A 24,259-nucleotide genomic window follows, 5' to 3' on the forward strand; every position below is an offset into this window, starting at 1 on the left:
AGAACGTCACTTGATTGTCGGATAAAACGTAGGGTCTTTACACAGGAAAAAGGTTCCCCGATCCAGAGACTGTTCGGCCCCGGGAGCCTCTGAAAACGTCATGCGGGACTTGATCCGGCATCCCCTTCGGCGACGTTGTGCCCCATCAACAGGCGATTCAGGGCCCAGTTCACATGCTCACGTACCAGCTCGCTGGGATCCGCCTGCCGCGAGCGCAAGGCCGCGATGGGCGCCGTGCTGGCCGGGCCATTACCCAGCGCCACCGCCAGATTGCGCAGCCAGCGCTGATAGCCGGCGCGGCGGATTGGCGAGCCTTCGGTGCAACGCAGAAACGTGGCTTCGTCCCATAGAAAAAGAGTAACCAGATCGCTGTTTTCCAACTGATGTCGAGGGTGGAAGTCGCTCTCGTCGGTGAACCGCGCGAACCGGTTCCAGGGGCACATGAGCTGGCAGTCGTCGCAGCCAAAGATGCGGTTGCCGATGCCGGCGCGCAGGTCCTCCGGAATGGCGCCCGGGTGCTCGATGGTCAGGTAGGAGATGCAGCGCCGGGCATCCAACTGATAGGGGGCGATGATGGCGTCGGTGGGACAGACCGTCATACAGGCGGAGCATTTGCCGCAGCGGTCCTCCACCGGCTGGTCCACCGGCAGTGGCAGGTCGGTATAGATTTCGCCGAGAAAAAACCAACTGCCGGCCTCGCGGTTGAGCAGCAGCGTATGTTTGCCCTGCCAGCCCAGTCCGGCCTTGGCGGCCAGCGGCTTTTCCATCACCGGCGCGCTGTCGACGAATGCCCGGGCCAGTTCGCTGTCGCTGACCTGTTCGCGGATCCAGCGCGCCAGTGTCGCCAACCGCTTGCGTACCAGTTTGTGGTAGTCACGTCCCAGGGCGTAGCGCGACACATAGGCTTTCTCGCCCTGCCTGAGCAGCTTCACCGGCTGGGTGTCCGGCGGCAGATAATTCATCCGCAGGGAGATCACCCGCAGGGCGCCGGGTTCCAGCTCTTGCGGTCTTGAGCGCTTGTGCCCATGGGCCTCCATCCACTTCATGTCGCCGTGGTATCCGGCGTCCAGCCAGCGTCGCAGTCTCGTCTCGGCCTCCGTGAGGTCGATATCGGCCACACCCAGCTGCTGGAAACCCAACAGCCTGGCCTGTTCGGCCAGTTGTGTTTTGAAATGAGTGAAATCCATGGAGTGATCGAGAACTGTACGCGGTCAACGTATAATGGGCGATGTTCGCCACAGGATAGCAGCGATGACCCTGGCACCGTTACCCAATCGACTCTACAGCGCCGCCCAAACCCGGGAGTTGGACCGTCTCGCCATCGCCGGCGGTGTCAGCGGTGCCAGCCTGATGGCCCGGGCGGGTCAGGCTGCCTTTGATCTGATGTTGCAGCGCTGGCCGGAGGTGCGTGAACCGGCGATCCTGTGCGGCGCCGGTAATAATGGCGGTGACGGCTACGTGGTGGCGCGTCTGGCCCAGGAGGCCGGGTTGCGCCCCGTGGTCTATCAATGGCGTCCGCTGGACCAGCTTGGCGGCGATGCCCTGGTGATGGCGGAGGCGGCGCGCGACGCCGGGGTGCCGATGCTGCCGCTGAATCTGGACAACCTGCCGGGGTCCGCGCCGCTGTTGGTGGACGGCCTGCTGGGAACCGGTATCAGCGGGACGTTGCGCGAAGACATGCGGGCCTTGCTGCAGGCCATTGATGCCCTGGGCAAACCGGTGTTGGCTCTGGATGTTCCCTCCGGTTTGTCGGCGGACTCCGGGGCCAGCGCCGGTGCCGTGTTGAGCGCGGATTGCACCATTACCTTCATCGGCGTGAACCGCGGGCTGCTCACCGGGGTGGGGCCATGCCACAGCGGTGATCTGCTGTTCTCCAGTCTCAACGTGGGCGAGGCCGTGTATCAGGCGATACCGGATCCGGTATGGCGGCCGACGCCATTGGATCTGCGGCGCTGGCTGCCGCCTCGGCGCCGTGACGGGCACAAGGGGCATTACGGTCACGTGCTGGTGGTCGGCGGCGACCATGGTTTCGCCGGCGCGCCCTCCATGAGTGCCCAGGCCGCCGCCCGCTGCGGCGCCGGTCTGGTCAGTCTCGCCACCCGCGCCGAGAATCTGACGGCGGTGCTGGCCCGGCAGCCGGAGATCATGGCGCGGGCGGTGGATGACGTCGCGGATCTGGAGCCCTTGCTGGAACGTGCCACGGTCGTGGCGGTGGGGCCGGGGCTGGGCACCGCCGAGTGGGGGCAAACATTGCTGAAGCGTGTGTTGATGACGGACCTGCCGCTGGTGCTGGATGCCGATGCCCTGAACTTGCTGGCCGAGTGGGGGGTGGACGCCAGCGATCATTGGGTGTTGACGCCCCATCCCGGCGAGGCCGGGCGGCTGTTGGGCAGCGACAGCGCCGCCGTGCAACAGGATCGCTTCGCCACCGTGGAAGCGCTGGCCAGCCGTTACGGCGGCACCGCCCTGCTCAAGGGGCTCGGTACCCTGGTGCGCGGTAAAGACGGTTGTGCCCTGGTCAGCGATGGCAATCCCGGCATGGGCAGCGGCGGTATGGGCGATGTGCTTACCGGTGTCATCGCCGCGCTGCTGGCCCAGGGCCTTCCGCCGTACCAGGCCGCGGCTCTTGGGGCCATGGCGCATGCCCGGGCCGCCGACCGGGCCGCCGCCGAGCACGGCGAGCGCGGGCTGTTGGCCACTGATCTTTTGCTGCCGTTACGATGGGAATTGAATGGAAAATAAACCAAGCGGGTCCCGCTATCTGGCGGACGAGACGGCCACTCTGGCGTTGGGCGCGGAATTGGCCGCCGTGCTCAAAACCGGCCAGTGCGTTTACCTGCTGGGGGACCTGGGGGCGGGCAAAACAACCCTGATGCGCGGGCTGCTGCGAGGGCTGGGCCACCAGGGGGCGGTGAAGAGCCCCACTTATACACTGGTGGAACCCTATGAGCTCGATGGCGTCCATATCTATCATTTTGACTTGTACCGGCTGGCGGACCCCGAGGAGCTGGAATTGATCGGCATTCGGGATTATTTCGACGGCCATGGGCTGTGTGTGTTGGAATGGCCGCAAAAAGGCGAGGGTGTGATTCCGGCGCCGGATCTCACCGTGACACTGACCGTGCAGCCGCCGGGGCGTAATGCGAATTTGGAGTGGGCATAGCCGAACTATGGGTGTAAATCAGCGAAAGTCCGCCTGGGGAACGATGGCATGGCGTCTGCTCATCGGTATGCTGGGCGGCCTTCTGACGATGGCGGCGCAGGCGGCGGTGAAAGTGGACTCCGTGCGCATGCACCGGGCCCCGGATCATACCCGGGTGGTGTTCGATCTGCCCGATCCGGTGGAACACAAGGTGGACATTCTCACCGGTCCGGATCGGGTGGTGGTGGATCTGATGGACACCGACTTCGACTTCGACGTCAAAACGCTGGATGCGGGTAACGGGCCGGTGGCCGATATCCGGGTGGGACAGCATGCGGACAAAACCCGTATCGTGTTCGATCTCAAGGCGGCGGTGCGCCCACGCACCAATCTGCTCAAGCCGGTGGCGCCGCACGGCTGGCGCCTGGTGGTGGATCTCTTCGACAAGGATCCGCCGCCGGCGAAGACCATTCCCAAACCCAAGGACTCGGCGGAAAAACCCCGTGAAATGATCATCGCCGTGGATGCCGGCCACGGCGGCGAGGACCCCGGCGCCAGGGGGCCGCGCGGCACCAAGGAAAAAGTGGTGGTGCTGCAGATCGCCAAGAAGGTGTACAACATGATCAACAACGAGCCGGGCATGCGCGCGGTGCTGGTTCGTGATGGCGACTACTATGTGCCGCTGGCCGAGCGCCGGCGTATCGCCCGTGAGGACAACCACGCCGACGTGTTCATCTCGATCCACGCCGATGCCTTTACCGATGCCCGTGCCCGGGGTGCCAGTGTGTTCGCGCTCTCGAACAGCGGCGCCACCAGTGCCCGCGCCCGCTATCTGGCCAAGATCGCCAACGAATCCGACCGCGTCGCCGGGGTCTACGAAGAAGAGAAGGACGACTCCAATCTGCTCAGCGTGCTGGCGGACATGCGTATGTCTGGCTCCATGGCCCACAGCCTCTATCTGGGGCGGCAGATCCTGCAGGAGTTTGACGGCGTCACCAAGTTGCACGGTAACCGGACCACGGTGGAGCAGGCCGGTTTCGCCGTGCTCAAGGAACCGGAAATGGTCTCGGTGCTGGTGGAGACCGGGTTTATCTCCAATCGGGAAGAAGAAGGGCTGCTGCGCTCCAGTACCCACCAGGCCCGTATCGCCCGGGCGGTGACCAATGGCGTGAAACGCTATTTCCAGACCCACCCGGCGCCGAACAGCTATTTCGCCGCCCAGCGCCGGCAGCAGGGGGACCAATACCGCATCCAGCCTGGTGATACGCTGTCCGCCATCGCCCGTGCCCATCAGGTGTCCGAGGACGCCCTGCGCGCCGCCAACAATATCAACGGTGACCGCATTGTGGTGGGGCAATTGTTGACCATTCCGGGCTCCTGACCCCGGAAAGCGGAAATAACGCAGGGGCCGCGACCCCGGGAGACCATTTTGTCCAAGATTCAATTGCTGGATTCCCGCCTTGCCAACCAGATCGCCGCCGGCGAGGTGGTGGAGCGGCCGGCATCGGTACTCAAGGAACTGCTGGAAAACGCCCTCGATGCCGGTGCCCGGCAGATCAGCGTGGATGTGGAGCAGGGCGGTACCAAGCTGATCCGGGTTCGTGACGATGGCGGTGGCATCGAGCGGGACGAACTGCCTCTGGCGTTGTCCCGGCATGCCACCAGCAAAATCCATGTGGCCGAGGACCTGGAAGCCATCGGCACCCTGGGATTCCGCGGCGAGGCGCTGGCGGCGATCAGCTCGGTGTCGCGGCTGAGCCTGACCAGCAACACCGGTGAGCAGGCGGAAGGCTGGGAAGTGGTGGTGGAAGGTCGCGACATGGCCCCTTCGGTGACGCCGGCGGGGCATCCGCGCGGTACCACCGTGACCATGCGCGACCTGTTCTTCAATACGCCGGCCCGGCGCCGTTTCCTGCGTACCGAGAAAACCGAATTCAACCATCTGGAAGAGGTGTTCCGGCGCATTGCCCTGAGCGAATTTCAGACCGGATTCCGGCTCAGCCACAACCAGAAAGTAGTGCATCAACTGCCCAGCGGCGACAACGAGGCGCTGCGGGCCGCCCGGGTAGCGCGCTTGTGCGGCAGTGCTTTCATGGAGCAATCGATGCCGGTGGAAGTGTCCCACGCCGGCCTGCGCCTGCATGGCTGGCTCGGGTTGCCGACCTTCTCCCGTTCCCAGGCGGATCTGCAGTACTTTTACGTCAATGGCCGGGTGATCCGCGACAAAGTGGTCAGCCACGCGGTGCGGCAGGCCTACTCCGATGTGCTCTATCATGGCCGGCATCCGGCGTTCGTGCTGTTCCTGGAACTGGATCCGGCACTGGTGGATGTGAACGTGCACCCTACCAAGCACGAAGTGCGTTTCCGCGAGCAGCGCATGGTCCATGACTTCCTCTATCGGACCCTGCACCGGGCGATCGCCGAGGTGCGTCCGGCGGACCGGCTCGATGTGCAGGAGTCGCCACAGACAATGCCGGACTGGTCCGCGCCGACCCAGGGAGCCATGCCGTTGACTCAGGCCCGTGACAGCGGCGCGGGTGTCAGTGGAAATGGGTACCAGGGTGGGGGCGCGGCGCCGGCCTGGCGTCCTCCGCTATCGACTGCCGACGGCGACCGTCAGGCCAGTGCCTACGGTTCGCTGGTGACGCCCCGCCCGGAAGCCGCGCCGATGCCGGCGCCGGAGCCGGGCCAGACGCCGCCGTTGGGCTACGCGGTGGCGCAGATCCACGGCATTTTCATCATCGCCGAGAACGAGCACGGCATGGTGCTGGTGGATATGCACGCGGCCCATGAGCGCATCACCTACGAGCGGCTCAAGCGCGACTGGGCCGAGGAGAAAGTGCGTGGGCAGCCCCTGCTGGTGCCGGTGTCGATGGCGGTGTCCTCGCGGGAGGCGGATTTCGCCGAGCAGCAGCCGGAAGTGTTCCAGCGCCTCGGTTTCGCTGTCGAACGGGCGGGGCCGGAAACCCTGATGGTGCGGGAAGTGCCGGTATTGCTGCGCAACGCCGACAGCGAGACGCTGGTCCGCGACGTGCTCTCCGATCTGCTCGCCCACGGCAGCAGTGAGCGTATCGAGCAGCATCTGGATGCGCTGCTGTCCTCCATGGCTTGCCACGGCAGCGTACGCGCCAATCGCAAGCTGACCATCCCGGAGATGAATGCCCTGCTGCGCGACATGGAAGCCACCGAGCGTTCAGGGCAATGCAACCACGGTCGCCCGACCTGGACCCAGATGAGCGTCAAGGACCTGGATCGTCTGTTCATGCGGGGGCAGTAATGGACGCCGGACGCCAAACGCCGGACGCCGGACGCGAAAAAAAAGAGAGCAGGCCTTTGAGCGTCCGGCGTCTGGCGTCTGGCGTCTGGCCCGTTGTCTTCCTGATGGGGCCAACCGGGGCCGGTAAAACCGCTCTCGCCATGGACGCCGTAAGCCGGCTGCCGATGGAAATCATCAATGTGGACTCTGCTTTGGTGTATCGGGGGTTGGAAATCGGTGCCGCATGCCCCACTAAGGAGGAACTGGCGAAGGCGCCCCATCGATTATTGGGGTTCCGGGATCCGTCGCGACCGTATTCGGCGGCGGATTTTCGTGCCGACGCGCTGGCTGAGATCGAGGATATTCAGCGGCGCGGTAAAGTGCCGCTGCTGGTAGGCGGCACCATGTTGTATTTCAAGGCGTTGGCGGACGGATTGGCGCCGATGCCGCCGGCGGACCCGGCAGTGCGGGCGGAAATCGCCGCCCTGGCCGAACAGGCGGGCTGGCCCGCGGTGCACGCGGAATTGGCGCGCGTCGATCCGGTCACCGCCGGGCGTCTCAAACCCGGCGACCGGCAACGGCTGCAGCGCGCGTTGGAAGTGTACCGGCTCACCGGTGAGCCGCTGTCGGCATTCCACGCCCGGCACGAGACTCGCGCGGAAGCGCTGGAGCAGGGTTTTTATCGTTTCAGCGGCCTGGCTTCGCCGGTGCTGAGTCTGGCGGTGGCGCCGCCGCGACAGGAGTTGCACCGGCGTATCGAGCAACGGTTCCACGCCATGTTGCGGGAAGGGTTGCTGGAGGAGGTGGAAAGACTGTTTGCCCGCGGTGACTTGCACGAGAACCTGCCGGCGATCAAAGCCGTGGGCTACCGACAGGTATGGGCTTATCTGGATGGCCAATGGGATTACCCGACCATGGTCGAAAAAGGTATCATTGCCACACGCCAGCTGGCGAAACGGCAGCTCACCTGGCTGCGAAAATGGCCCGGATTACAGTGGTACGACAGTACCGGGGAGAACCAGCGCATAGCGTGCGCGGCGCGGCTTGCGCAGGTTTGTAAATCCGTGTTTAGTAGCGGTGAGAATGATCTGGGGTGAAACTTTTTCAAGGTCATGTTGCCGGATGAGTCAATGAACGGATTCAGGGCCCGGAGTCAGGGATGGCCGGTCTCGAAGTGGGTCTTGGATGACCGGGTTATAACATTGAATTGAACGTCCGCGGGACGCGGATTCAATGCGCTGATTGCCCGAAACGTTGGGCGCTACTTTTTATATTTGGATGCTGAGGAGAACTGCCATGTCAAAAGGGCATTCGCTACAAGACCCTTTTCTCAATGCGCTGAGAAAGGAACGTATTCCGGTTTCGATCTTTCTGGTTAACGGAATCAAACTGCAGGGGCAAATCGAGTCTTTCGATCAGTACGTGGTACTGCTGAAAAACGCGGTAAGCCAAATGGTGTATAAACACGCCATTTCCACCGTGGTACCGGCCCGCAACCCGCGTGCCTCCGGCGGTGGCAATCCGGCCATGCACGGTACCTCCGGTACCGGCGGCGGCCAGGCAGGGGCAGGTGACGAATACGGCAATCAATAACCGCGTCGTCAGTTCCGGCTTATGCAAAGCCACGCCCTTGCGGCGTGGCTTTGTTTTGTCGAACACCCCGCAGGACGCTGCTGTAGTGAGGCCGGAAATGACATTCGGACCGTCGTATTTGTGGCGTTCCCGGAGACTGTGGGTACACTGAGGTCCATGGATTTATTCGAACGTACTGAACAGGTACGCACCGGGGCTGGCGAACGGGCCATTCTGGTGCACATGGACCTGCCCGACGCTTTCGGGCGGGAGGATCTGGAGGAATTCCACCATCTGGTGGTGTCCAGTGGCGTGGTACCCGTGGCGGAGCTGCTGGGCAAGCGTGACCGTCCTGATCCGGCGCTGTTCATAGGCAGTGGCAAGAGCGAGGAACTGGCCCAACTGGTACGCCAGGAAGAGGCCGACGTGGTGTTGTTCAACCATGCCCTCAGCCCGGCTCAGGAACGCAATCTGGAACGGGCGGCGAAATGCCGGGTCCTGGACCGTACCGGCCTGATTCTGGACATCTTCGCCCAGCGTGCCCGTACCCATGAGGGGCGCTTGCAGGTGGAGCTGGCCCAATTGCGGCACCTGGCCTCAAGGCTGGTGCGCGGCTGGACCCACCTGGAGCGGCAAAAAGGCGGTATTGGCCTGCGCGGCCCCGGTGAAACGCAGCTGGAAACGGACCGTCGTCTGATCCGTGACCGTATCCGTGCCATCGAGGCCCGCCTGGAAAAAGTGCGCAAACAGAGGGAGCAGGGACGTCGTGCCCGTGACCGTTCAGAAACGCCGCTGATTTCCCTGGTAGGCTATACCAACGCTGGCAAGTCCACCCTGTTCAATGCTCTGACCACCGGAGAGGTTTACGTGGCGGACCAGTTATTCGCCACCCTGGACCCGACTCTGCGAAAGGTGAGGGTGCCCGGCGTGGGGCCGGCGATTCTGGCGGATACCGTGGGTTTCATCCGCCATTTGCCGCACCGCCTGGTGGAGGCCTTCCGGGCCACCCTGGAGGAAACCGTCAATGCTTCTTTGCTGCTCCATATCACGGATTGCAGCGCCGAAGAACGCGACGATAACGTGGCATCGGTGAACGAGGTGTTGGAGGAGATCGGCGCCGATCAGGTGCCGGTGTTGCATGTTTACAACAAGGTGGACCGTCTCGGCGACGCTCCCCGGCTGGACCGGGATGAGCAGGGGCGGCCGTGGAGGGTATGGCTGTCGGCCCGGGAGCAGCAAGGGTTTGAATTGCTGCACCAGGCGATCGCCGAACGTCTGGCCGAACATTGGGTTGACCGGTGGCTGCGTCTGCCGCCGGAGGCCGGACGCTTGAGAGCACGTTTGCATGAGGCGGGCGAGGTGCTGGCGGAGGAGGCCGGCACCGACGGCGCCATGTTGCTGAGGGTGCATCTGAACCGGGTGCACTTTGAACGCCTGCTCCGAGAAGCGGGTCTCAGCGAAAAGGATGTATCGGTGCCCGCGCCTCAGGTTGCAGAGGGCTCGGCCCATTCCTACAATCCAGAACGCTCGCACAAAGCGGGATAACGGAGAAATCAATGGCCTGGAATGAACCTGGCGGCAACAAACCCAGGGATCCCTGGGGTGGGGGCGGTGGCGGAGATCAACGTCCACCCGATCTCGATGAAGCGCTGAAGAATCTGAAGGATCGCATCAACGGCCTGTTTGGCGGTAAAGGCGGCAGCGGTGGCGGCGGCAAGCGAGGTGGCGGCGTACCAAAAGGGCTGCTGATCATTCTTGCTCTGGTGCTGGTGGTCGGCTATGTGATGATGGGCTTTTACCAGGTGGACCAGCGGGAGCAGGCGGTAGTGCTGCGCTTCGGCAAGTTCAACCGCATGGTGGAGCCGGGCCTGAACTGGCGCGCGCCGGTGATCGAGCAGGCGATGAAAGTGGACGTCGGCCAGAACCGCAGCTACGAGCTGAGTGAGGAAATGCTCACCCGCGACACCAACATCGTGTCCGTGACGTTGGGTGTGCAGTACAAGGTGCTGGATCCCCAGGCGTTCCTGCTGCGGGTGTCCGCTCCTGAATCCATCCTCGAACACGCGACCAGTTCCGCCCTGCGTCACGTGGTGGGCAGTTCCACCATGGATGATGTCTTGCGCGACCAGCGTGAAGATATTCGCCTGGAAGTACGCAAGCGTCTGCAGGAGTACCTGGACCGCTACAACACCGGCCTGGTGATCAACCAGGTGGTGCTGGACCGTACCGCGGCGCCGGATGCCGTGCGTGATGCCTTTGACGACGTGGCCAAGGCGCGCGAGGACGAGGACCGCTTCAAGAAAGAAGCGGAAGCCTACTATAACGCGATCATTCCGCAGGCTCGCGGTAAAGCCGCCCGGATCACCGAGGAAGCCAAGGCCTACAAAGCCAAGGTGGTGGCCGAGGCGCAGGGTAATGCCGCGCGCTTCGAGGATCTGGTGGCCGAGTATGAAAAGGCGCCATCGGTTACCCGGCATCGCCTTTATCTGGACACCATCACCGAAGTGCTGGGGGCCTCCAGCAAGGTCCTGGTTGACGTGAAAAATGGCAACAACCTGATGTACCTGCCCCTGGATCAGCTGATGAAGCCCAGGGAGGCCGCAAAAGGTGCCGGAAGTGACTCCGGCGGGTCGTCCAATGGCTCACCGCGTACCACCAACGCCGGTGCCGATGACGGCGGAAGCAGCGGTCGTCAGGCGCCGCGCAGCCTGTATAACACCAACCGCACGGAGATTCGCTGATGGGTACACGAGGTTGGCTGATGCTGGTGGCGGTGGGCGTGCTGTTGCTGCTGGCGTTCGATTCATTCTATATCGTCAATGAGACCGAGAAGGCGGTGCTCAAGCGCTTCAGCCGGATCGAAAGCACGGACATCAAACCCGGGCTGTATCCCAAGGTGCCGCTGATCGACGAGGTGATTCGCGTGGATGGCCGTTTGTTGACCCACGACGTGCCCACCCAGGCGTTTCTCACTGGTGAGAAGAAGCTGCTCAATGTGGATGCCTTCGTGACCTGGCGCATTGCTGATGTGCAGCGCTATATCGTCAGTGTCGGCGCCGGTTCCAACAACAGTCTGGTGATGGAACGCCGGGCCCGGGAACTGCTCGATCCACGGGTTAACGAAGCGCTGCGGAACCAGTTCGCCGCCCGTACCGTGCAGGAAGTGGTCGCGGGTCGGGGTGGGGAACTGCCCGACGAGGCACTGGATCCAAACGCGGTGGTCAGCGGCGAAACGCTCGATAAGAGCGAGGAGCAACTGGTCACCGAGGAGGACGAGGAGTTCCGCAAGAAGGTGCAGGAAAAAGGCGCGACTCAGGCCCTGCTGGAAGACAAGCACGATCAGCGCGAAAAACTGATGAACTCGGTGGCCGAGGAAGTGAATGCCGCCACCCTTCAAGATCTCGGTATCGAGGTGGTGGACGTCCGCGTTAAGCAGGTGGACTGGCCGGATGAAGTGCGTGGGCGGGTGTTTGACCGGATGCGCGCCGAACGGGCCCGTGATGCCGCCGAGCACCGTTCCGAAGGGCGGGAAGAAGCTGAGCGGATTCGTGCCTCGGCCGATCGCGAAGAAACCGAGATCGTCGCCCAGGCCTACGAGGAAGCGCAGAAAGTCCGCGGTGAAGGGGATGCCCGCGCCACCGGCATTTATGCCCAGGCTTACTCCCGGGATGAAGAGTTCTTCCGCTTTTACCGCAGCCTGCAGGCCTATCGGGACAGCTTCAAGTCACCCAATGATATCCTGCTGCTGGAACCGGACAGTGACTTCTTCAGGTACCTGAAGGACTCCGAGGGCGGCCGTTAGTCGTCGGCCCTTGGTCCATGGTAGAATGCCGTAACCGGGTGCCTGGCACCCGGTTTTTTTGTGGACAGGCTCCGGATGGACTGGATTCTGCTGATCAAGGCGTTATGTCTGGTACTGGTGATCGAGGGGGTGCCCCTGGCGCTGGCGCCGGAGCGCATGCGCCGCGCCGCCCTCGAGCTGGCCCGTCTGGATGGCCGGATACTGCGCGTTTGTGGCCTGGTGGCCATGGCCGTGGGCGCCGGCATTCTGCTGTTTCTGCGGCCGGGCATGTAACTTTAAGAGCGTGACAATGAATCAGGAAGAACAGTGGTTGCTCCCCGATGGCGTGGAAGAGGTCCTTCCCGAACGCGCCAGGGCCATCGAGCACCTGCGGCGCCGGGCGCTGGACCTGTACCAGTCCTGGGGTTACGAGCTGGTATTCCCGCCGCTCATCGAATTCCTGGAATCCCTGCTCAACGGCGCCGGCCGTGACCTGGAGCGGGAAACCTTCAAGATTACAGATCAACTCAGTGGCCGCCTGATGGGCGTGCGCGCGGACATGACCCCCCAGGTGGCGCGCATGGACGCTCACAGCCTGCGTCAAGGCGCCCCGACGCGGTTGTGTTACTGTTCCACCGCGCTGCGTGCCCGCCCGGCACAGGCCGGCGGCAGCCGCGTGCCTTACCAGTTGGGCGTGGAACTGTTCGGCCATGACGGCGCTGAAAGCGACCTGGAAGTCATCCTGCTGATGCTGGAAACCATGGCGCTGGCCGGCATTCAGGATCAGGTGGTGCTGGATCTGGGCCATGTGGGCATTTTCCGCTCCCTGGTGGCGGCCTGTGATCTGACCGGCGCTGACCAGGCGCGCCTGGAAGACATCTATCTGCGCAAGGCGCGCACCGAACTGAACGCGTTTCTGGCCGAACGGGCGCTGCCGGCGGCGGCCAGCCGGGCGCTGGCGGAATTGCCGTTCCTGGACGGCGACAGCACGGTGTTTGAGCAGGCCCGGGCGTTGCTGGCGGCTTTCCCGGAGGCACTGACGGCGCTGGCCTCCCTTGAGGCGCTGGCCGGCGCCTTGGCTGACAGCCCGGCGCGATTGCACCTGGATCTCGGAGAGCTGCGCGGATATCACTACCATACCGGTGTGGTGCTCGCCGCTTATCTGCCTGGTGACAGCGAACCGCTGGCCAAGGGCGGTCGCTATGACCACATCGGTGAGGTGTTTGGCCGGGCCCGGCCAGCCACCGGTTTCAGCGCCGATCTGAAGAAACTGGCGGCCCTGGCCGCCGTAACCCGGAAGGGCGGTGTGCTCGCCCGGGGCGAGTTGTCCGATGCCTCCTTCGCCGCTGAAGTGGCGGCGTTGCGCGCGGACGGCGAGCGCGTGGTGCTGGCTCTGCCCGGCGCCGATAACGACCCCGGCGAACTGGGGTGTGACCGGCAACTGGTGGCCGCCAACGATGGCTGGACCATTCAACCCATTTCCTCCTGAACAGCGAAGCAGCGATAGCCATGGGCAAGAACGTCGTAATTCTCGGCACCCAATGGGGTGATGAAGGCAAGGGCAAGATCGTCGATCTGCTCACCGATCAGGCGGCCTACGTGGCCCGTTTCCAGGGTGGCCATAATGCCGGCCATACCCTGGTGATTGATGGCAAGAAGACCGTGCTGCATCTGATTCCATCCGGCATTCTCCGCGACGGCGTGCAGTGCCTGATTGGTAACGGCGTGGTGCTGGCGCCGGATGCGCTGCTCAAGGAAATGCGTGGTCTTGAGGAGCAGGACGTGCCGGTGCGTGAGCGCTTGCGTCTGTCCGCCGCCTGTCCGCTGATCCTGCCCGTGCACGTGGCGCTGGATCAGGCCCGCGAAGTGGCCCGCGGTGCCCAGAAGATTGGTACCACCGGTCGCGGTATCGGTCCGGCTTACGAAGACAAAGTGGCGCGCCGTGGCGTGCGCCTTGGTGACTTGTTCCACCGGGAACGGTTCGCCGCCAAGCTGGGTGAAGTGATGGATTACCATAACTTCATTCTGCGCGGCTTCTACAATGCCGAGCCGGTGGACTTCCAGAAGACCCTGGACGAGATGCTGGCCATGGGAGAGGAATTGCGCCCCATGGTGTGCGATGTCACCGCCCAGCTGCACGGGGCCCGTGAGCGCGACGAGAACATCATGTTCGAGGGGGCTCAGGGCACTTTGTTGGATATTGATCACGGCACCTACCCCTACGTAACCAGCTCCAATACCACTGCCGGTGGCACCGCCACCGGTTCCGGTTTCGGCCCGCTGTATCTGGATTACGTGCTGGGGATCACCAAGGCCTACACCACCCGGGTGGGCAGCGGTCCTTTCCCCACCGAGCTGTTCGATGAAACCGGCCGTTACCTGGCCGAGAAAGGTCATGAGTTCGGTGCCACCACCGGTCGTGCCCGCCGTTGTGGCTGGTTTGACGCCATTGCGCTGAAGCGGGCCATCCAGATCAACTCCATCAGCGGTCTGTGTCTGACCAAACTGGACGTGCTGGATGGTCTGGAAGAAGTGCGAATCTGCGTGGGATACGAAAACGCCGCTGGCGAGAAGCTGGAATGCGCTTGGGATGCGGACAGCTACGCCGAAGTAACGCCGGTGTACGAATCCCTGCCCGGCTGGAAGGAATCCACCCTGGGTGTGAAGAAACTCGAGGACCTGCCGGAAAACGCGCGGGCCTACCTCAAACGCATCGAGGAAGTGACCGGCGCGCCCATCGATATCATTTCCACCGGCCCGGACCGGGTGGAAACCATCATCAAGCGCAATCCGTTCTCCTGAGTTCGAATTCCGCTGATAAAAAGGCCGGCTATTGCCGGCCTTTTTCATGCTTGTAACTCAGTCCTCGGCGGTGGACCAGTCCAGACGGATTTCGTAGCCGTCGATGCGCTTTTCCGGTTTCAGAGGAGCGATCTCGTCCGGGTTGATATGGCGGAAGACGTTCTCCGCCGGCGCCAGGGTCGCATCGCGTCCGTACAGGAAGCTCTGCTCCTCGACGATCAGCTTGTAGGCCTTGTTCAATGACAGGGCACGATCCCGGCTCGGTGTGATCAGCTCGTGCACATCGGCCTTGGCGACTTTCTCCAGATCGACCTCGCCGTCCTCGTTGAACCAGCGTGCCCGCATTTCGTCATTTTCACGGAACTCATTGCCGCCGCCGACCAGATCTAGGTATTGGGCGATCTCGCCCAGGGGCTGATTCATTGCCGGTGCATCGCGCATGCCGTGCAGGTTGATATAGCCCCAGCCTTCCGCCCCGGTGACTTTGCGCGGGAATGCGAAGGTCTGATCGATGGTGGTACCGACGGTGGTGTGACAGCCCATGCAGAAACGCTGCTCCTGGTTGCTCTGAGGGCGCAGGGTGCCGTCCGCCTTTTCGATGAAGCCCAGCACCATCCAGCCAAAGCCGTTGTCCATGCCACGGTCTCCGTGGTCGGTATAGGTCGGCAAGTTGCCTTCGGCCTTTTCCTGGTGTTCGTTGCCGTACAATGATTTCAACTGGGCATTATTGAAAGAACGTATCTTGTTCATGTAGCGCACTTCCTTCATGCGCCGGGGAATGCCGATGTTGCCCTGATCGTCCACGCCGACGTAACGCACGGTATGAAGAAACTCGATGCCGGCGGGATAGAGCATATCGGTGACGGGTACGTCCTTGGCATTGCCGAGATAATGATCCCGCCGCAGCATTTCGCGGGCGGTGGTCACGGTACCGTCGCCGTCCAGATCCGCGCAGACCATGGTTTCATCGATGGCTGGCGTGGTGATGCTGTCCAACTCCTTGATCGCCATCTCCATCAGCGAGAGGTTGGCCAGATAGACGTCCCGGGACTCGCCGGCCTGGCAGGTGCTGGTGCGGAATTTCTCGGGCAGTCGCACCATGACATCGTCGGTGCTGCCGTTGGTGGGCCAGAAGGTGCTGGGAAGAGGTTTGTAGTTGAACGCCACCCAGTGGCTGCCGTCGCGGGCGAAGCCCTGCTCGTCGAAGGCGTCGGCGCCGTTCTGAAGATCACGGACATAAGGGACCGGTCCTTTCCAGTCACTGTCCTCGGCCAGTGTCTTCATGTAAGGCGTGTAATTGTCCTGGTTGATGTAGCGAATGATGTCCTGATCCGACATCTTCGCCACGGCGTCACGCCGATCCACGAACAGGTTGAGCCAGTGGTTGGTCTCCCCCAGTTCGGAAAAATCGTAGCTGCCCTGTAGGTAACCATCCCACATGGTGTTGGGACGAGTCCGGTCCGGATAGGTCTGATGACAGGTGTAGCAGGGATTGAAGTCGCCTTCGGTGCGGGTATAGCACTGCGGCGGAATCGGCGCTTCCTGATTGTAGATGCGGTTGAGGTCCGGTGGAATTTGCCGTTGGGGCCCAGCGTTCCCGGCGGCCTCGACCGTGCGGTTTTCCACTTGGCCGGCCTGGTCGCAGGCGGCCAGAAGCAGGCCGGCGAGCAAGGGCACGAAGGTGTATTTCATCGGGATAAACCTGTTGCAGCGAGACGACAAGGGGGAGGGCGCCTGAGCGCTCCTCCCCCTTTGGACGGTGAAACCGGGACGATCAGGATTCCGGATCCAGCAGCCAGACCATGTTGTTTTCGTGTTTGTTGGTGTCTTCGCCGATCAGCACGCGACCGTCATTCATGACCGCCACGTTATCCGGGCCGGACAGGCCATTCACGCTGCAGGTGTTGGCTTCGTCGGTGGGATCATAGGGGCCGCCGAGTTCCACCATATCCAGTCGGGATACGTTGTAGTCCGCTTCCAGAGGCATGCGGAACACGCCGCCGCAACGGGCGTCGTCGTTGGTCAGTTGAATGGCGCCTTCTTCGTCCAGCATGGCGCCGGAGATGTCGGACATGGCCACGTAGACGTAGGCCTGAGGGCCCTCGCCCTCGACGCTGGCCTTGGCCAGGGCCGGGTTGATGTTGATCCCTTCCATCTTGTTGAACTCGCCGGTGGCGCCCAGTTTCACCGCCGCCTTACGGGACTCCAGGAAGGCCACGCGGTTGTCGCCGAACGGATTGGCGGCGACGTCACCGCTGCCGTCCAGGTCCTGGTTCAGTTTGCTTTCCGCCCAGTCGTTGATCTGCTGATCGCTGATATAGCTGTTCTCACCTTCCACGTAGTCGGCGGCGGTGATGTCGTCGTAATCGGCGACCCAGTCTTTGATCTGGTCGTTGCCGCCATGGGCCAGCTCAACCCACTCCAGATCGAAACCGGCCTGGGCGGCGTCCATGGGAATGGCGTCGGAGGTGACCTTGGCGGCGTAAAGGGTGCCGCTGCTCAGGTCGCCCGCGTTGTCGGCGACGAACTTGAACATGATCACACCGCCGCCATCGTCGCTCATGTATACCGTTTTCTGGTCCGGCATCACCACGGCGTTTTCATGGGAGTAACGTCCCAGAGTGAAGTGCTTCACCGGGGTGGGGGTGCCGGTGGGATCGGTGATTTCGACGATGTAGCCGTAGTTATACGGGTTCGGGTAGGCAGCGGTGTAGTCGGAATTGGCTTTGCCGGCCAGATAATCCGCCAGATCCTGCACTCCGCCTTCGCTGGGTGCGTTCCAGCTCGCGGTTTCGTCAAAGTAGAGCTCTTCGGAGGTCAGCGGAGTGTTCCAGGGAGAAACCGTTCCGAAGCAGTTAACCCAGGTGCCGTGCACGGCGGAGAAGTCCACCATGGACGCATCGTTACCGTGCACCACCCAACGGCCTTCCGCGGTGCGGATCAGGTGCAGACGGCTCATTCCGCCGGGACGGTCTTCCCAGTTGGTGAACAGATAGCCTTCGTCCTCGCTGACTTGGACCCAGCCGTTGAAATCGGGGTCATTGGAAACACGGATCAGGGCGGTGCCGTCGTTTACTTCGATGGCGCCCAGACCGGTGCCAGGGGTGCCGGCCCAGGACTGGCCTTGCTGTCCCAACACGTTGTAGCGGCCTACCGCCACGCGCATGATTTGTTTCTCTTCATCGGTTTCCGGAACGGAAATCGACTCGAAGTGCTCATGGATGTCCGCCCCTTCGATCAGTCCCACGGTGGCGTGTTTATAGACGTGCCCTTCGCCATCAACGGTGACGTTGGCATCGGACGGATGCTGGATGTTGGTGAAGACCTCACCGTCCTCTTTCATGAACAGACCGGTGGCTTCCGAACCCAGCGGCAGGGTGGCGATACGGGTCAGCCGCTCCATCCGCGGCTGCGGGTCAGGGTTGCCGTCGTTATCACTATCGCTTCCGCAACCGGTCAGTGCCATGGAGATGGCAACAGCCAGCGCGCCCAGTTTAAAAGCGTCGTTCCTCAGAGACATGAATAGCTCCGTCTACTATTGTTTGGAATTGGGGTGGCGATCAGGGTGAGGCGGGGAAATGGCGTTTTAATGAGAGAAAAATGACGAAAATATTTCGCCATGATGGGAGGTGCCGGCAACGGAGCGGTCACCGTTGGTTGGGGTGAGGAAAGGAGGTCTCAGGTTGGAATTGGTGTAACTCGGCCTTGCATCGTTATATCGTTACATTTAGCGAAAGATGTCCGCGATTTAGCGGCACATTCCTGGGGGTATCTCAAAACTGTCATAAAGATTTTGAATACTCCATGCCGGGGTGGCCCTCTCCCAGTGGGGCTCGAAGACATGACGATGAGACAGGAAGTGCCGATGAAAATGCTCAAGATGGCGGGGCTCGCTCTCGCCGTAACGCTGACTGGCTGCGGCAGTGACAGCGACAATAACGATGCGCCACCGCCCGCCGCCAAGAAAAACGTGCTGTTCTTCCTCGGTGATGGCATGGGTATCACCACGCTGACCGCCATGCGCATCTTCGAAGCCGGTGAGGCGGGCAGTATCACCATCGATACGCTGCCGGAAACCGCTTTCGTTCGCACCTACTCCGCGGATGGTCAGGTGACCGACAGCGCGCCCTCCATGGCCGCTTACATGACCGGCGTGAAGATGAAGAATGAAGTCATCTCCATGACCACCGAAACCAATGCCTACGCACCGGACGGGTCTCAGTACGTGGATGCCGACGGCAACAGCACCTGTGAGCAAGGTAATGGCGCTCCGGTGGAAACGCTGCTGGAAATGATGAAAGGGCAGGGCTTCGCCACCGGCGTGGTTACCACCACCCGGGTTACCCACGCCACTCCGGCAACCACCTACGCCCATATCTGTAATCGCAATGGTGAAAACACCATCGCGGCGCAAATGGTACCGGGGGGAGAAGGCTTCAATGCCGCCCTTGGCGATGGCGTTGACGTCGTCCTCGGTGGCGGCCGTCGTCACTTCCTGCCCGCGGATCAGAGTGGTCGTCGCACCGACGGTCGTAATCTGATCGAGGAAATGCGGACCGCCGGCTATCAGTACGTGGACAGCATCGACGCTTTGATGGGCGTGACCGACGATACCGCGAAGCTGCTCGGCATCTTCACCAGCAGCGACATGAGCTATGAGCTGGATCGTATTCCCACGCAAGAGCCGAGCCTGGCCGAGATGACCGGTAAAGCCATCGACATGCTCAGTACTCGTGACAATGGCTTCTTCCTGATGGTGGAAGGCGGCCGTATTGACCATGCTCTTCATGCCACCAGCGGCAAGCGCGCGCTGACCGACGGTATTGCGTTCGATAACGCGGTAAAAACCGCGCTCGAAAAAATGGAAGAGATCGATCCCGGGCTTGAAAACACGCTGATCGTGGTAACCGCGGACCATGACCACACCCTGGTGATCAATGGCTATGCCGAGCGTACCGGCAAGACCACCGAGGACCACGCGGGCGTTCTGGGCATGGTTCGTAACTACGCCAACGGTCCGAACAAAGGGGAGCCGCGCACCGATGTTGATGGTAACCCCTACACCATTCTCGGTTTCGGTAATGGCCCGAATCGTCCCGCTACCCGCGTCGCGTTGACGGAGACCCAAACCGCCGCGGATGACTACCTGCAGGAAGCGGTCATTCAGCTCAGCAGTGAAACCCACGGTGGTGGTGACGTATTCCTGGGGGCGGTTGGTATGGGGGCCGACGTTTTCCACGGTGTCATCGACAACACTGAAGTCTTCGGCAAGATCAAGGCCGCTCTGGATCTGGATTGAACCGCCAATTAAAGCAGGAGAGAAATATGAAACGTTCCGTTATTGGCGGTGCACTGATCTGCTGTGCCGCCACTCTGATGACCCAGCCGGTCAACGCCGCTCAGGCCAAGAATATTATTTTCTTCCTCGGCGATGGCATGGGCCCGGTTACTCAGACCGCCGCTCGCATCTACGCTGGTGAAAAGGCCGGTCTGGAAGTGCCGGAGACCCATAAGCTGGCGATGGAAAAGCTGGGCTACGCCGCGCGTATCAAAACCTACTCCGAGGATGCTCAGACCACCGACAGCGCTCCCGGCATGGCCAGCTACATGACCGGTATGAAATCCAAGAACGAAGTGATTTCGATGACGCCGGATGCCAACCCCAACGATGACGATGGTAATCCGTACCAGAACAATGGTGACAGCCTGTGCCCGGAAACCGGTAATGGCGAAGCGGCGGAAACTCTGCTCGAGATCCTCAAAGCCAAGGGCTACGGCACTGGCGTGGTGACCACCACGCGCATTACTCATGCCACGCCCGCCACCACCTACGCCCACATCTGCAACCGCAATGCTGAGAATACCATTGCCACGCAAATGGTGCCGGACGGCGACGGTTATAACAACGCGCTGGGGACTGACGGTCTCGATGTGATTCTCGGTGGCGGCCGCCGCCACTTCCTGCCAGCTCCGGAAGGGCGCCGCAGTGATGATCGTGATCTGATTCTGGAAATGCAGGACAGCGGTTACACCTATGTGAGCAGCGGCTCCGAGCTGGCAGGTGTCGACCTGGCCAGCACCGATAAGCTGTTCGGGCTGTTCAATAACAGCGACTTGAACTACGAGCTGGATCGGGTCAATAACGATCTGGATGAACCGAGTCTGGCGGAGATGACCAGTGCCGCCATCGATATCCTGTCCCGCAATCAGGACGGTTATTTCCTGATGGTGGAAGGCGGTCGTATCGATCACGCCCTGCATGGCACCAACGCCAAGCGCGCACTGGAGGACACGCTGGCGTTCGACGAAGCCATCGCCGCCGCGGTGGGCAAGGTGAATCTGGAAAATACTCTGATCATCGTTACCGCGGATCACGATCACGTCATGGCGTTCAATGGCTACTCCAAGATCGGTAACCCGGTACTCGGCTTGCTGAAGGAATACCGCACCGGCGGGCTGGCGCTTGATGCTCAGGGCAAACCCTTCACCACTCTGGTGTTCGGTAATGGTGGCGGTCCCCGCGAGGCGGATCGGACCACGCTGATCGAAGACGAAGTGCTGCGGGATGATTACCTGCAGGAAGTGGGCGTGAAACTGGGCGGACCCGGCAGTGAAACCCACGGCGGTGGTGATATTCGTCTGACCGCGGGTGGTGCCGGCAGCGATCTGTTCAAAGGCACCCTGGATAACGTGGAAGTATTCGGCTTGATCCACGAAGCCATGGGCCTCTGAGTTTTCGGGTATTCATGGGTGGCCCTTCGGCCACCCTTTTTTATGGCCGCCGTCCGTGGCGGTCACTCTTTGGGCCGTCGCGGAGCAACGTTAAAAATTGCTCCCGGCCATTCTTAATGGGTAGTGGAACAATGGTTGTTGAAAGAATCGGGCGTCTGGCCCGGCTGAGCCTGCTGGGGACGATGGTGTCCCTGGCCTGGCCGGTGACCGCCTGGGCGGACGCCGCCTCCGCGCTGCGCGTGGAGTATCACCAGTGGCAGGTGGGCAAGGATGGCGTGCGGCAGGAATTGTCCTACGCGGAAAAGCTGTATCGCCAGGAAAACGCCTTGTGGGTGGAACGGGAGGTCCCGGAAGCGGCGCAACGGGACCATGACGATCATCACCACGGCGGTCTGGGCCACAAGCATGCGGATGTGGTGGGGGCGCCATTGTGGATCCAGAGGGACGGCGACGGTAACGTCGACGTCAAACTGGTGGACCGTTACGAACAGCGCCTCATTGATATCGCGCCACCGTATTACGGCAACGTGGGCTACGACGGCCACTGGGTGGAGACCTGGGCGCTGTTGGACCCGGCCACCTTGTCTGCTCTGGAACCATCCTCGGTGGCTGAGAATGGTGTCGAAACCTACCAGATCCAGCGCGGCTCTCAGTATATTACCCTGGTGTGGAACCCCGAGCGGCGTTACGCGGTATCGATCCGAGCCCGGGACGAGCACGGTTTGTCCGGCCGCACCATCGAAGCAGAGGAAATCACTGACCCCAACCCTCTGCCCTGGACCGCCCTGGAGGGGTACAGGAACCGGGATTACTCGGATCTGCTTGATTGACCATCGGCGGTCTCAGCGGCGTTTGATGATGATCAGCGCGATGGTGATGCCGAGGGCGGCGGCGGGAAACAGTAGCAGAAATTTCTGACGTCGCTCGGCTCGGGCTCTCTGTTCGTTAGCCTTCTGGATTTCCGGGTGTACCTCGGCCTGCGCGGTTGCCGGCAGATAGGCCGGAGCCTGCAGGGCCAGAAACAGGGCCAGTGCCAATACGGGCAGGCGGCGGCCCCGGGAGGCATGAGGGGCGGGGGTGGCTTGATTCTTTTGCATAGGGACCACGTTATCGCTCGGTTCAGCGTGCGGCCCGGATATTGGGCCACTTCGGCGGCGTATGCAAGTTCACCATCCCCCGCTGTTTTCAGTCCGCCTGGGTCAGAGCCGGACTCCCTGCCTGCACCGTCATCGAATGCCCGCGTGCCTCGTCCACCTGATAGTCGCTGCTTTTCACCGTGGAGACAAAACGCCAGTCCGCCCGGGCTTTCTCGGCGGTGAAGGTGACTCGCAGATAACCGCGCTGGCTGGCGTTGAGGTACTGCAGGTCATCCACCAGCAGAGTGATGGCCTGCTCCGCCTGGGGAACTGCCTCCGCCGGTAACTGCAGATAGGACTCCAGGCCCGGCGAGGACACCGAGGCGGTGGCCAGTTCCACGCCGACGCTCTGCTTGTCCTCGCCACTGCCAACGGTGAGATGGCTGGCCCAGGCATTGTGGGTGTCGCCGGCCAGTACCACCAGGTTCTTGCCCAGCTCCTTCGCCGTCCGCAGCAGCATTTCACGCTCGGCCATGTAGCCGTCCCAGGCGTCCAGGTTGTAGGGCAGGACAGTGGTCAGACGGGCGACTTCCTCTTCGGTCAGCGTTGGATCGCCTTGCAGATAGCGTCCTTTCAGGGTGGTCAGTTCACCAATAAGGGCGACCAGCTCGGGGCCCGGAGCCAGCAGCCCCTGTAGCATTTCCGCCGGCATCAGCATGCGCCCCATCAGCACTTGCTGGCCCAGCACCTGCCAGGTGGCGCTGGAAGTCGCCAGTGCCCCGCTGAGCCAGTTCAATTGGGTGGTGCCAAGCAGATGCCGCTCGGGATCGGTGACCGCGGCGGTGAAGGCCTCGGCGTCGATGCCGGTTTCGGTCAGGAAGTCGGTGTAGCTGAGCTGCTGGTCCCGGCCGATGATGCGAGTGTCGAGCATGTGCAGGCTGACCAGGTCGCCGTAGTGGAAGCTGCGGTAGATGATTTCCCGATCGTTGTCGTCGAACGGCCGGATCGGCATCCACTCGAAGTAGGCCTGCAGGGCGCACTGCTTGCGCATCAGATAATCGCCTTCGGTGCTGTCGTGGTTCTCGGCGCCTTCCATCCAGGCGTCGTTGGCGATTTCGTGATCATCCCAGACGGCGATGAACGGCGCCTTGGCATGGAGGGCCTGCAGATCCGCGTCGGTGCGATAGAGCGCATGGCGGCGGCGGTAGTCCTCCAGCTTGATCATTTCCAGGTCGTTGTTTTCCGGCAGGGCGCGGCCCATCTGCTCGGCCTGATCGCCGTCGTAGCCCGTGGTGTTGTATTCATACAGGTAGTCACCCAGATGCAGCACCGCATCCAGTTGCGCTTCCTTGGCGGCTTCGGCATAGACATGAAAGTAACCGGCAGGGTAGTTGGAGCAGGACAGCACCGCGAAGGTGACCTGATCCACGCTGCCTTCCGGCAGAGTGCGGGTAACGCCCACCGGAGAGGTGACGCCGGCGGCACGGAAACGGTAATAGTAGGTGTTGCCGGGTTCCAGGCCCTGTACGTCTACTTTGAGCGTGAAGTCGTAAGCCTCACGGACTTCGGCGCTGTCCTCGTTGACCAGTTGAGTGAAGTCCGCGTCACTGGCGACCTCCCAGCTCACCGGGACCGGTGCGGTGTTGCCGTCCTCCGGAGTGACCCGGGTCCACAGGATGACGCCCTGGGTCTGCGGATCGCCGCTGGCGACGCCGTGGTGGAACGCCACCTGGCGGCCGTCGTCATTATTATTGCTGGAGGATGATCCCCCGCAGCCGGTCAGGCCGCTGGAAACCACCACCGCACCCATACCCAGTGCGGAGGCGCGAATAAAGTCACGGCGTGTCAGGCGTCTCATAGTGCTCTTCCCTGTCAGGTTATTGGGTGTGAGCGATGCT

20 protein-coding genes are annotated in these 24,259 nt (G+C 62.2%); 15 read left to right on the forward strand and 5 right to left on the reverse strand.

The window, feature by feature from the left end; all coding sequences use genetic code 11:
• Positions 1 to 98: 98 nt before the first annotated feature.
• Positions 99 to 1,187 (reverse strand): tRNA epoxyqueuosine(34) reductase QueG, encoded by a 1,089-nt coding sequence (queG, locus tag E0L37_RS10740; protein ID WP_133491734.1) that lies wholly within the window; start codon positions 1,185 to 1,187, stop codon positions 99 to 101.
• 64 nt (positions 1,188 to 1,251) lie between these two features.
• Here queG and E0L37_RS10745 point away from each other — a divergent pair, with 64 nt between their 5' ends.
• The 12 genes from E0L37_RS10745 to E0L37_RS10800 all read left to right on the forward strand — a co-directional run bounded on the left by E0L37_RS10745 (position 1,252) and on the right by E0L37_RS10800 (position 14,553).
• Complete coding sequence (locus tag E0L37_RS10745) at positions 1,252 to 2,742, forward strand: NAD(P)H-hydrate dehydratase (RefSeq protein WP_133491735.1); 1,491 nt, start codon at positions 1,252 to 1,254, stop codon at positions 2,740 to 2,742.
• Complete coding sequence (tsaE, locus tag E0L37_RS10750; protein ID WP_133491736.1) at positions 2,732 to 3,163, forward strand: tRNA (adenosine(37)-N6)-threonylcarbamoyltransferase complex ATPase subunit type 1 TsaE; 432 nt, start codon at positions 2,732 to 2,734, stop codon at positions 3,161 to 3,163. Before E0L37_RS10745 ends, tsaE begins: the two co-directional genes overlap by 11 nt.
• A gap of 43 nt (positions 3,164 to 3,206) precedes the next feature.
• The gene (locus E0L37_RS10755; RefSeq protein WP_370450525.1) at positions 3,207 to 4,523 is read left to right on the forward strand and encodes an N-acetylmuramoyl-L-alanine amidase; all 1,317 of its coding nucleotides are present in this window, start codon (positions 3,207 to 3,209) and stop codon (positions 4,521 to 4,523) included.
• 48 nt (positions 4,524 to 4,571) lie between these two features.
• A complete protein-coding gene (gene mutL / locus E0L37_RS10760) occupies positions 4,572 to 6,419 on the forward strand; it encodes a DNA mismatch repair endonuclease MutL (RefSeq protein WP_133491737.1) in 1,848 nt (615 codons plus the stop codon).
• Between the two features lie 104 nt (positions 6,420 to 6,523).
• Positions 6,524 to 7,495: a tRNA (adenosine(37)-N6)-dimethylallyltransferase MiaA gene (gene miaA, locus E0L37_RS10765; protein WP_133491781.1), complete on the forward strand. Its 972-nt coding sequence runs from the start codon at positions 6,524 to 6,526 to the stop codon at positions 7,493 to 7,495.
• Positions 7,496 to 7,694: 199 nt separating this feature from the next.
• The gene (gene hfq / locus E0L37_RS10770) at positions 7,695 to 7,991 is read left to right on the forward strand and encodes an RNA chaperone Hfq (protein WP_133491738.1); all 297 of its coding nucleotides are present in this window, start codon (positions 7,695 to 7,697) and stop codon (positions 7,989 to 7,991) included.
• A gap of 156 nt (positions 7,992 to 8,147) precedes the next feature.
• Complete coding sequence (hflX, locus tag E0L37_RS10775) at positions 8,148 to 9,515, forward strand: ribosome rescue GTPase HflX (protein ID WP_133491739.1); 1,368 nt, start codon at positions 8,148 to 8,150, stop codon at positions 9,513 to 9,515.
• An 11-nt stretch (positions 9,516 to 9,526) separates the two neighbouring features.
• A complete protein-coding gene (gene hflK / locus E0L37_RS10780) occupies positions 9,527 to 10,711 on the forward strand; it encodes an FtsH protease activity modulator HflK (protein ID WP_133491740.1) in 1,185 nt (394 codons plus the stop codon).
• A complete protein-coding gene (hflC, locus tag E0L37_RS10785) occupies positions 10,711 to 11,772 on the forward strand; it encodes a protease modulator HflC (RefSeq protein WP_133491741.1) in 1,062 nt (353 codons plus the stop codon). Before hflK ends, hflC begins: the two co-directional genes overlap by 1 nt.
• A 75-nt stretch (positions 11,773 to 11,847) precedes the next feature.
• Positions 11,848 to 12,045 carry a DUF2065 domain-containing protein gene (locus E0L37_RS10790; RefSeq protein ID WP_133491742.1) on the forward strand — a complete coding sequence of 66 codons (198 nt, stop codon included), beginning with the start codon at positions 11,848 to 11,850 and terminating at the stop codon, positions 12,043 to 12,045.
• 16 nt (positions 12,046 to 12,061) lie between these two features.
• Positions 12,062 to 13,240: an ATP phosphoribosyltransferase regulatory subunit gene (locus E0L37_RS10795; RefSeq protein WP_133491743.1), complete on the forward strand. Its 1,179-nt coding sequence runs from the start codon at positions 12,062 to 12,064 to the stop codon at positions 13,238 to 13,240.
• A 20-nt stretch (positions 13,241 to 13,260) separates the two neighbouring features.
• Positions 13,261 to 14,553 (forward strand): adenylosuccinate synthase, encoded by a 1,293-nt coding sequence (locus E0L37_RS10800; protein WP_133491744.1) that lies wholly within the window; start codon positions 13,261 to 13,263, stop codon positions 14,551 to 14,553.
• A gap of 57 nt (positions 14,554 to 14,610) precedes the next feature.
• Here the strand turns inward: E0L37_RS10800 and E0L37_RS10805 are convergent, their stop codons facing one another.
• Entirely contained in the window at positions 14,611 to 16,245 is a 1,635-nt protein-coding gene (locus E0L37_RS10805) for a hypothetical protein (protein ID WP_133491745.1), read from the reverse strand.
• An 82-nt stretch (positions 16,246 to 16,327) separates the two neighbouring features.
• Positions 16,328 to 18,073, reverse strand: a complete 1,746-nt coding sequence (locus E0L37_RS10810; protein WP_133491746.1) for a PhoX family phosphatase — start codon at positions 18,071 to 18,073, stop codon at positions 16,328 to 16,330.
• Positions 18,074 to 18,394: 321 nt separating this feature from the next.
• On the opposite strand from E0L37_RS10810, the gene E0L37_RS10815 reads away from it, so the two are divergent.
• The 3 genes from E0L37_RS10815 to E0L37_RS10825 all read left to right on the forward strand — a co-directional run bounded on the left by E0L37_RS10815 (position 18,395) and on the right by E0L37_RS10825 (position 22,115).
• Positions 18,395 to 19,852: an alkaline phosphatase gene (locus tag E0L37_RS10815; RefSeq protein ID WP_205655603.1), complete on the forward strand. Its 1,458-nt coding sequence runs from the start codon at positions 18,395 to 18,397 to the stop codon at positions 19,850 to 19,852.
• A 26-nt stretch (positions 19,853 to 19,878) separates the two neighbouring features.
• Complete coding sequence (locus E0L37_RS10820) at positions 19,879 to 21,285, forward strand: alkaline phosphatase (protein WP_133491747.1); 1,407 nt, start codon at positions 19,879 to 19,881, stop codon at positions 21,283 to 21,285.
• A gap of 131 nt (positions 21,286 to 21,416) precedes the next feature.
• The gene (locus E0L37_RS10825) at positions 21,417 to 22,115 is read left to right on the forward strand and encodes a hypothetical protein (RefSeq protein ID WP_133491748.1); all 699 of its coding nucleotides are present in this window, start codon (positions 21,417 to 21,419) and stop codon (positions 22,113 to 22,115) included.
• Between the two features lie 12 nt (positions 22,116 to 22,127).
• Here the strand turns inward: E0L37_RS10825 and E0L37_RS10830 are convergent, their stop codons facing one another.
• Both E0L37_RS10830 and E0L37_RS10835 read right to left on the reverse strand, forming a co-directional pair.
• The gene (locus tag E0L37_RS10830; RefSeq protein ID WP_133491749.1) at positions 22,128 to 22,382 is read right to left on the reverse strand and encodes a hypothetical protein; all 255 of its coding nucleotides are present in this window, start codon (positions 22,380 to 22,382) and stop codon (positions 22,128 to 22,130) included.
• An 88-nt stretch (positions 22,383 to 22,470) separates the two neighbouring features.
• Entirely contained in the window at positions 22,471 to 24,219 is a 1,749-nt protein-coding gene (locus tag E0L37_RS10835; RefSeq protein ID WP_133491750.1) for an alkaline phosphatase, read from the reverse strand.
• Between the last annotated feature and the right edge of the window lie 40 nt (positions 24,220 to 24,259).

This window comes from Alcanivorax sp. 24 (assembly GCF_004360225.1).
In the GTDB taxonomy this organism is placed as follows: Bacteria; Pseudomonadota; Gammaproteobacteria; order Pseudomonadales; family Alcanivoracaceae; genus Alloalcanivorax; species Alloalcanivorax xiamenensis.

What these genes read in the sequence shown, in the direction of transcription:
- queG (WP_133491734.1), bottom strand. Translation starts at nt 1,187, where the DNA reads ATGGATTTCACTCATTTCAAAACACAACTGGCCGAACAGGCCAGGCTG.
- E0L37_RS10745 (WP_133491735.1), top strand. Translation starts at nt 1,252, where the DNA reads ATGACCCTGGCACCGTTACCCAATCGACTCTACAGCGCCGCCCAAACC.
- tsaE (WP_133491736.1), top strand. Translation starts at nt 2,732, where the DNA reads ATGGAAAATAAACCAAGCGGGTCCCGCTATCTGGCGGACGAGACGGCC.
- E0L37_RS10755 (WP_370450525.1), top strand. Translation starts at nt 3,207, where the DNA reads ATGGCATGGCGTCTGCTCATCGGTATGCTGGGCGGCCTTCTGACGATG.
- miaA (WP_133491781.1), top strand. Translation starts at nt 6,524, where the DNA reads ATGGGGCCAACCGGGGCCGGTAAAACCGCTCTCGCCATGGACGCCGTA.
- hfq (WP_133491738.1), top strand. Translation starts at nt 7,695, where the DNA reads ATGTCAAAAGGGCATTCGCTACAAGACCCTTTTCTCAATGCGCTGAGA.
- hflX (WP_133491739.1), top strand. Translation starts at nt 8,148, where the DNA reads ATGGATTTATTCGAACGTACTGAACAGGTACGCACCGGGGCTGGCGAA.
- hflK (WP_133491740.1), top strand. Translation starts at nt 9,527, where the DNA reads ATGGCCTGGAATGAACCTGGCGGCAACAAACCCAGGGATCCCTGGGGT.
- hflC (WP_133491741.1), top strand. Translation starts at nt 10,711, where the DNA reads ATGGGTACACGAGGTTGGCTGATGCTGGTGGCGGTGGGCGTGCTGTTG.
- E0L37_RS10790 (WP_133491742.1), top strand. Translation starts at nt 11,848, where the DNA reads ATGGACTGGATTCTGCTGATCAAGGCGTTATGTCTGGTACTGGTGATC.
- E0L37_RS10795 (WP_133491743.1), top strand. Translation starts at nt 12,062, where the DNA reads ATGAATCAGGAAGAACAGTGGTTGCTCCCCGATGGCGTGGAAGAGGTC.
- E0L37_RS10800 (WP_133491744.1), top strand. Translation starts at nt 13,261, where the DNA reads ATGGGCAAGAACGTCGTAATTCTCGGCACCCAATGGGGTGATGAAGGC.
- E0L37_RS10805 (WP_133491745.1), bottom strand. Translation starts at nt 16,245, where the DNA reads ATGAAATACACCTTCGTGCCCTTGCTCGCCGGCCTGCTTCTGGCCGCC.
- E0L37_RS10810 (WP_133491746.1), bottom strand. Translation starts at nt 18,073, where the DNA reads ATGTCTCTGAGGAACGACGCTTTTAAACTGGGCGCGCTGGCTGTTGCC.
- E0L37_RS10815 (WP_205655603.1), top strand. Translation starts at nt 18,395, where the DNA reads ATGACGATGAGACAGGAAGTGCCGATGAAAATGCTCAAGATGGCGGGG.
- E0L37_RS10820 (WP_133491747.1), top strand. Translation starts at nt 19,879, where the DNA reads ATGAAACGTTCCGTTATTGGCGGTGCACTGATCTGCTGTGCCGCCACT.
- E0L37_RS10825 (WP_133491748.1), top strand. Translation starts at nt 21,417, where the DNA reads ATGGTTGTTGAAAGAATCGGGCGTCTGGCCCGGCTGAGCCTGCTGGGG.
- E0L37_RS10830 (WP_133491749.1), bottom strand. Translation starts at nt 22,382, where the DNA reads ATGCAAAAGAATCAAGCCACCCCCGCCCCTCATGCCTCCCGGGGCCGC.
- E0L37_RS10835 (WP_133491750.1), bottom strand. Translation starts at nt 24,219, where the DNA reads ATGAGACGCCTGACACGCCGTGACTTTATTCGCGCCTCCGCACTGGGT.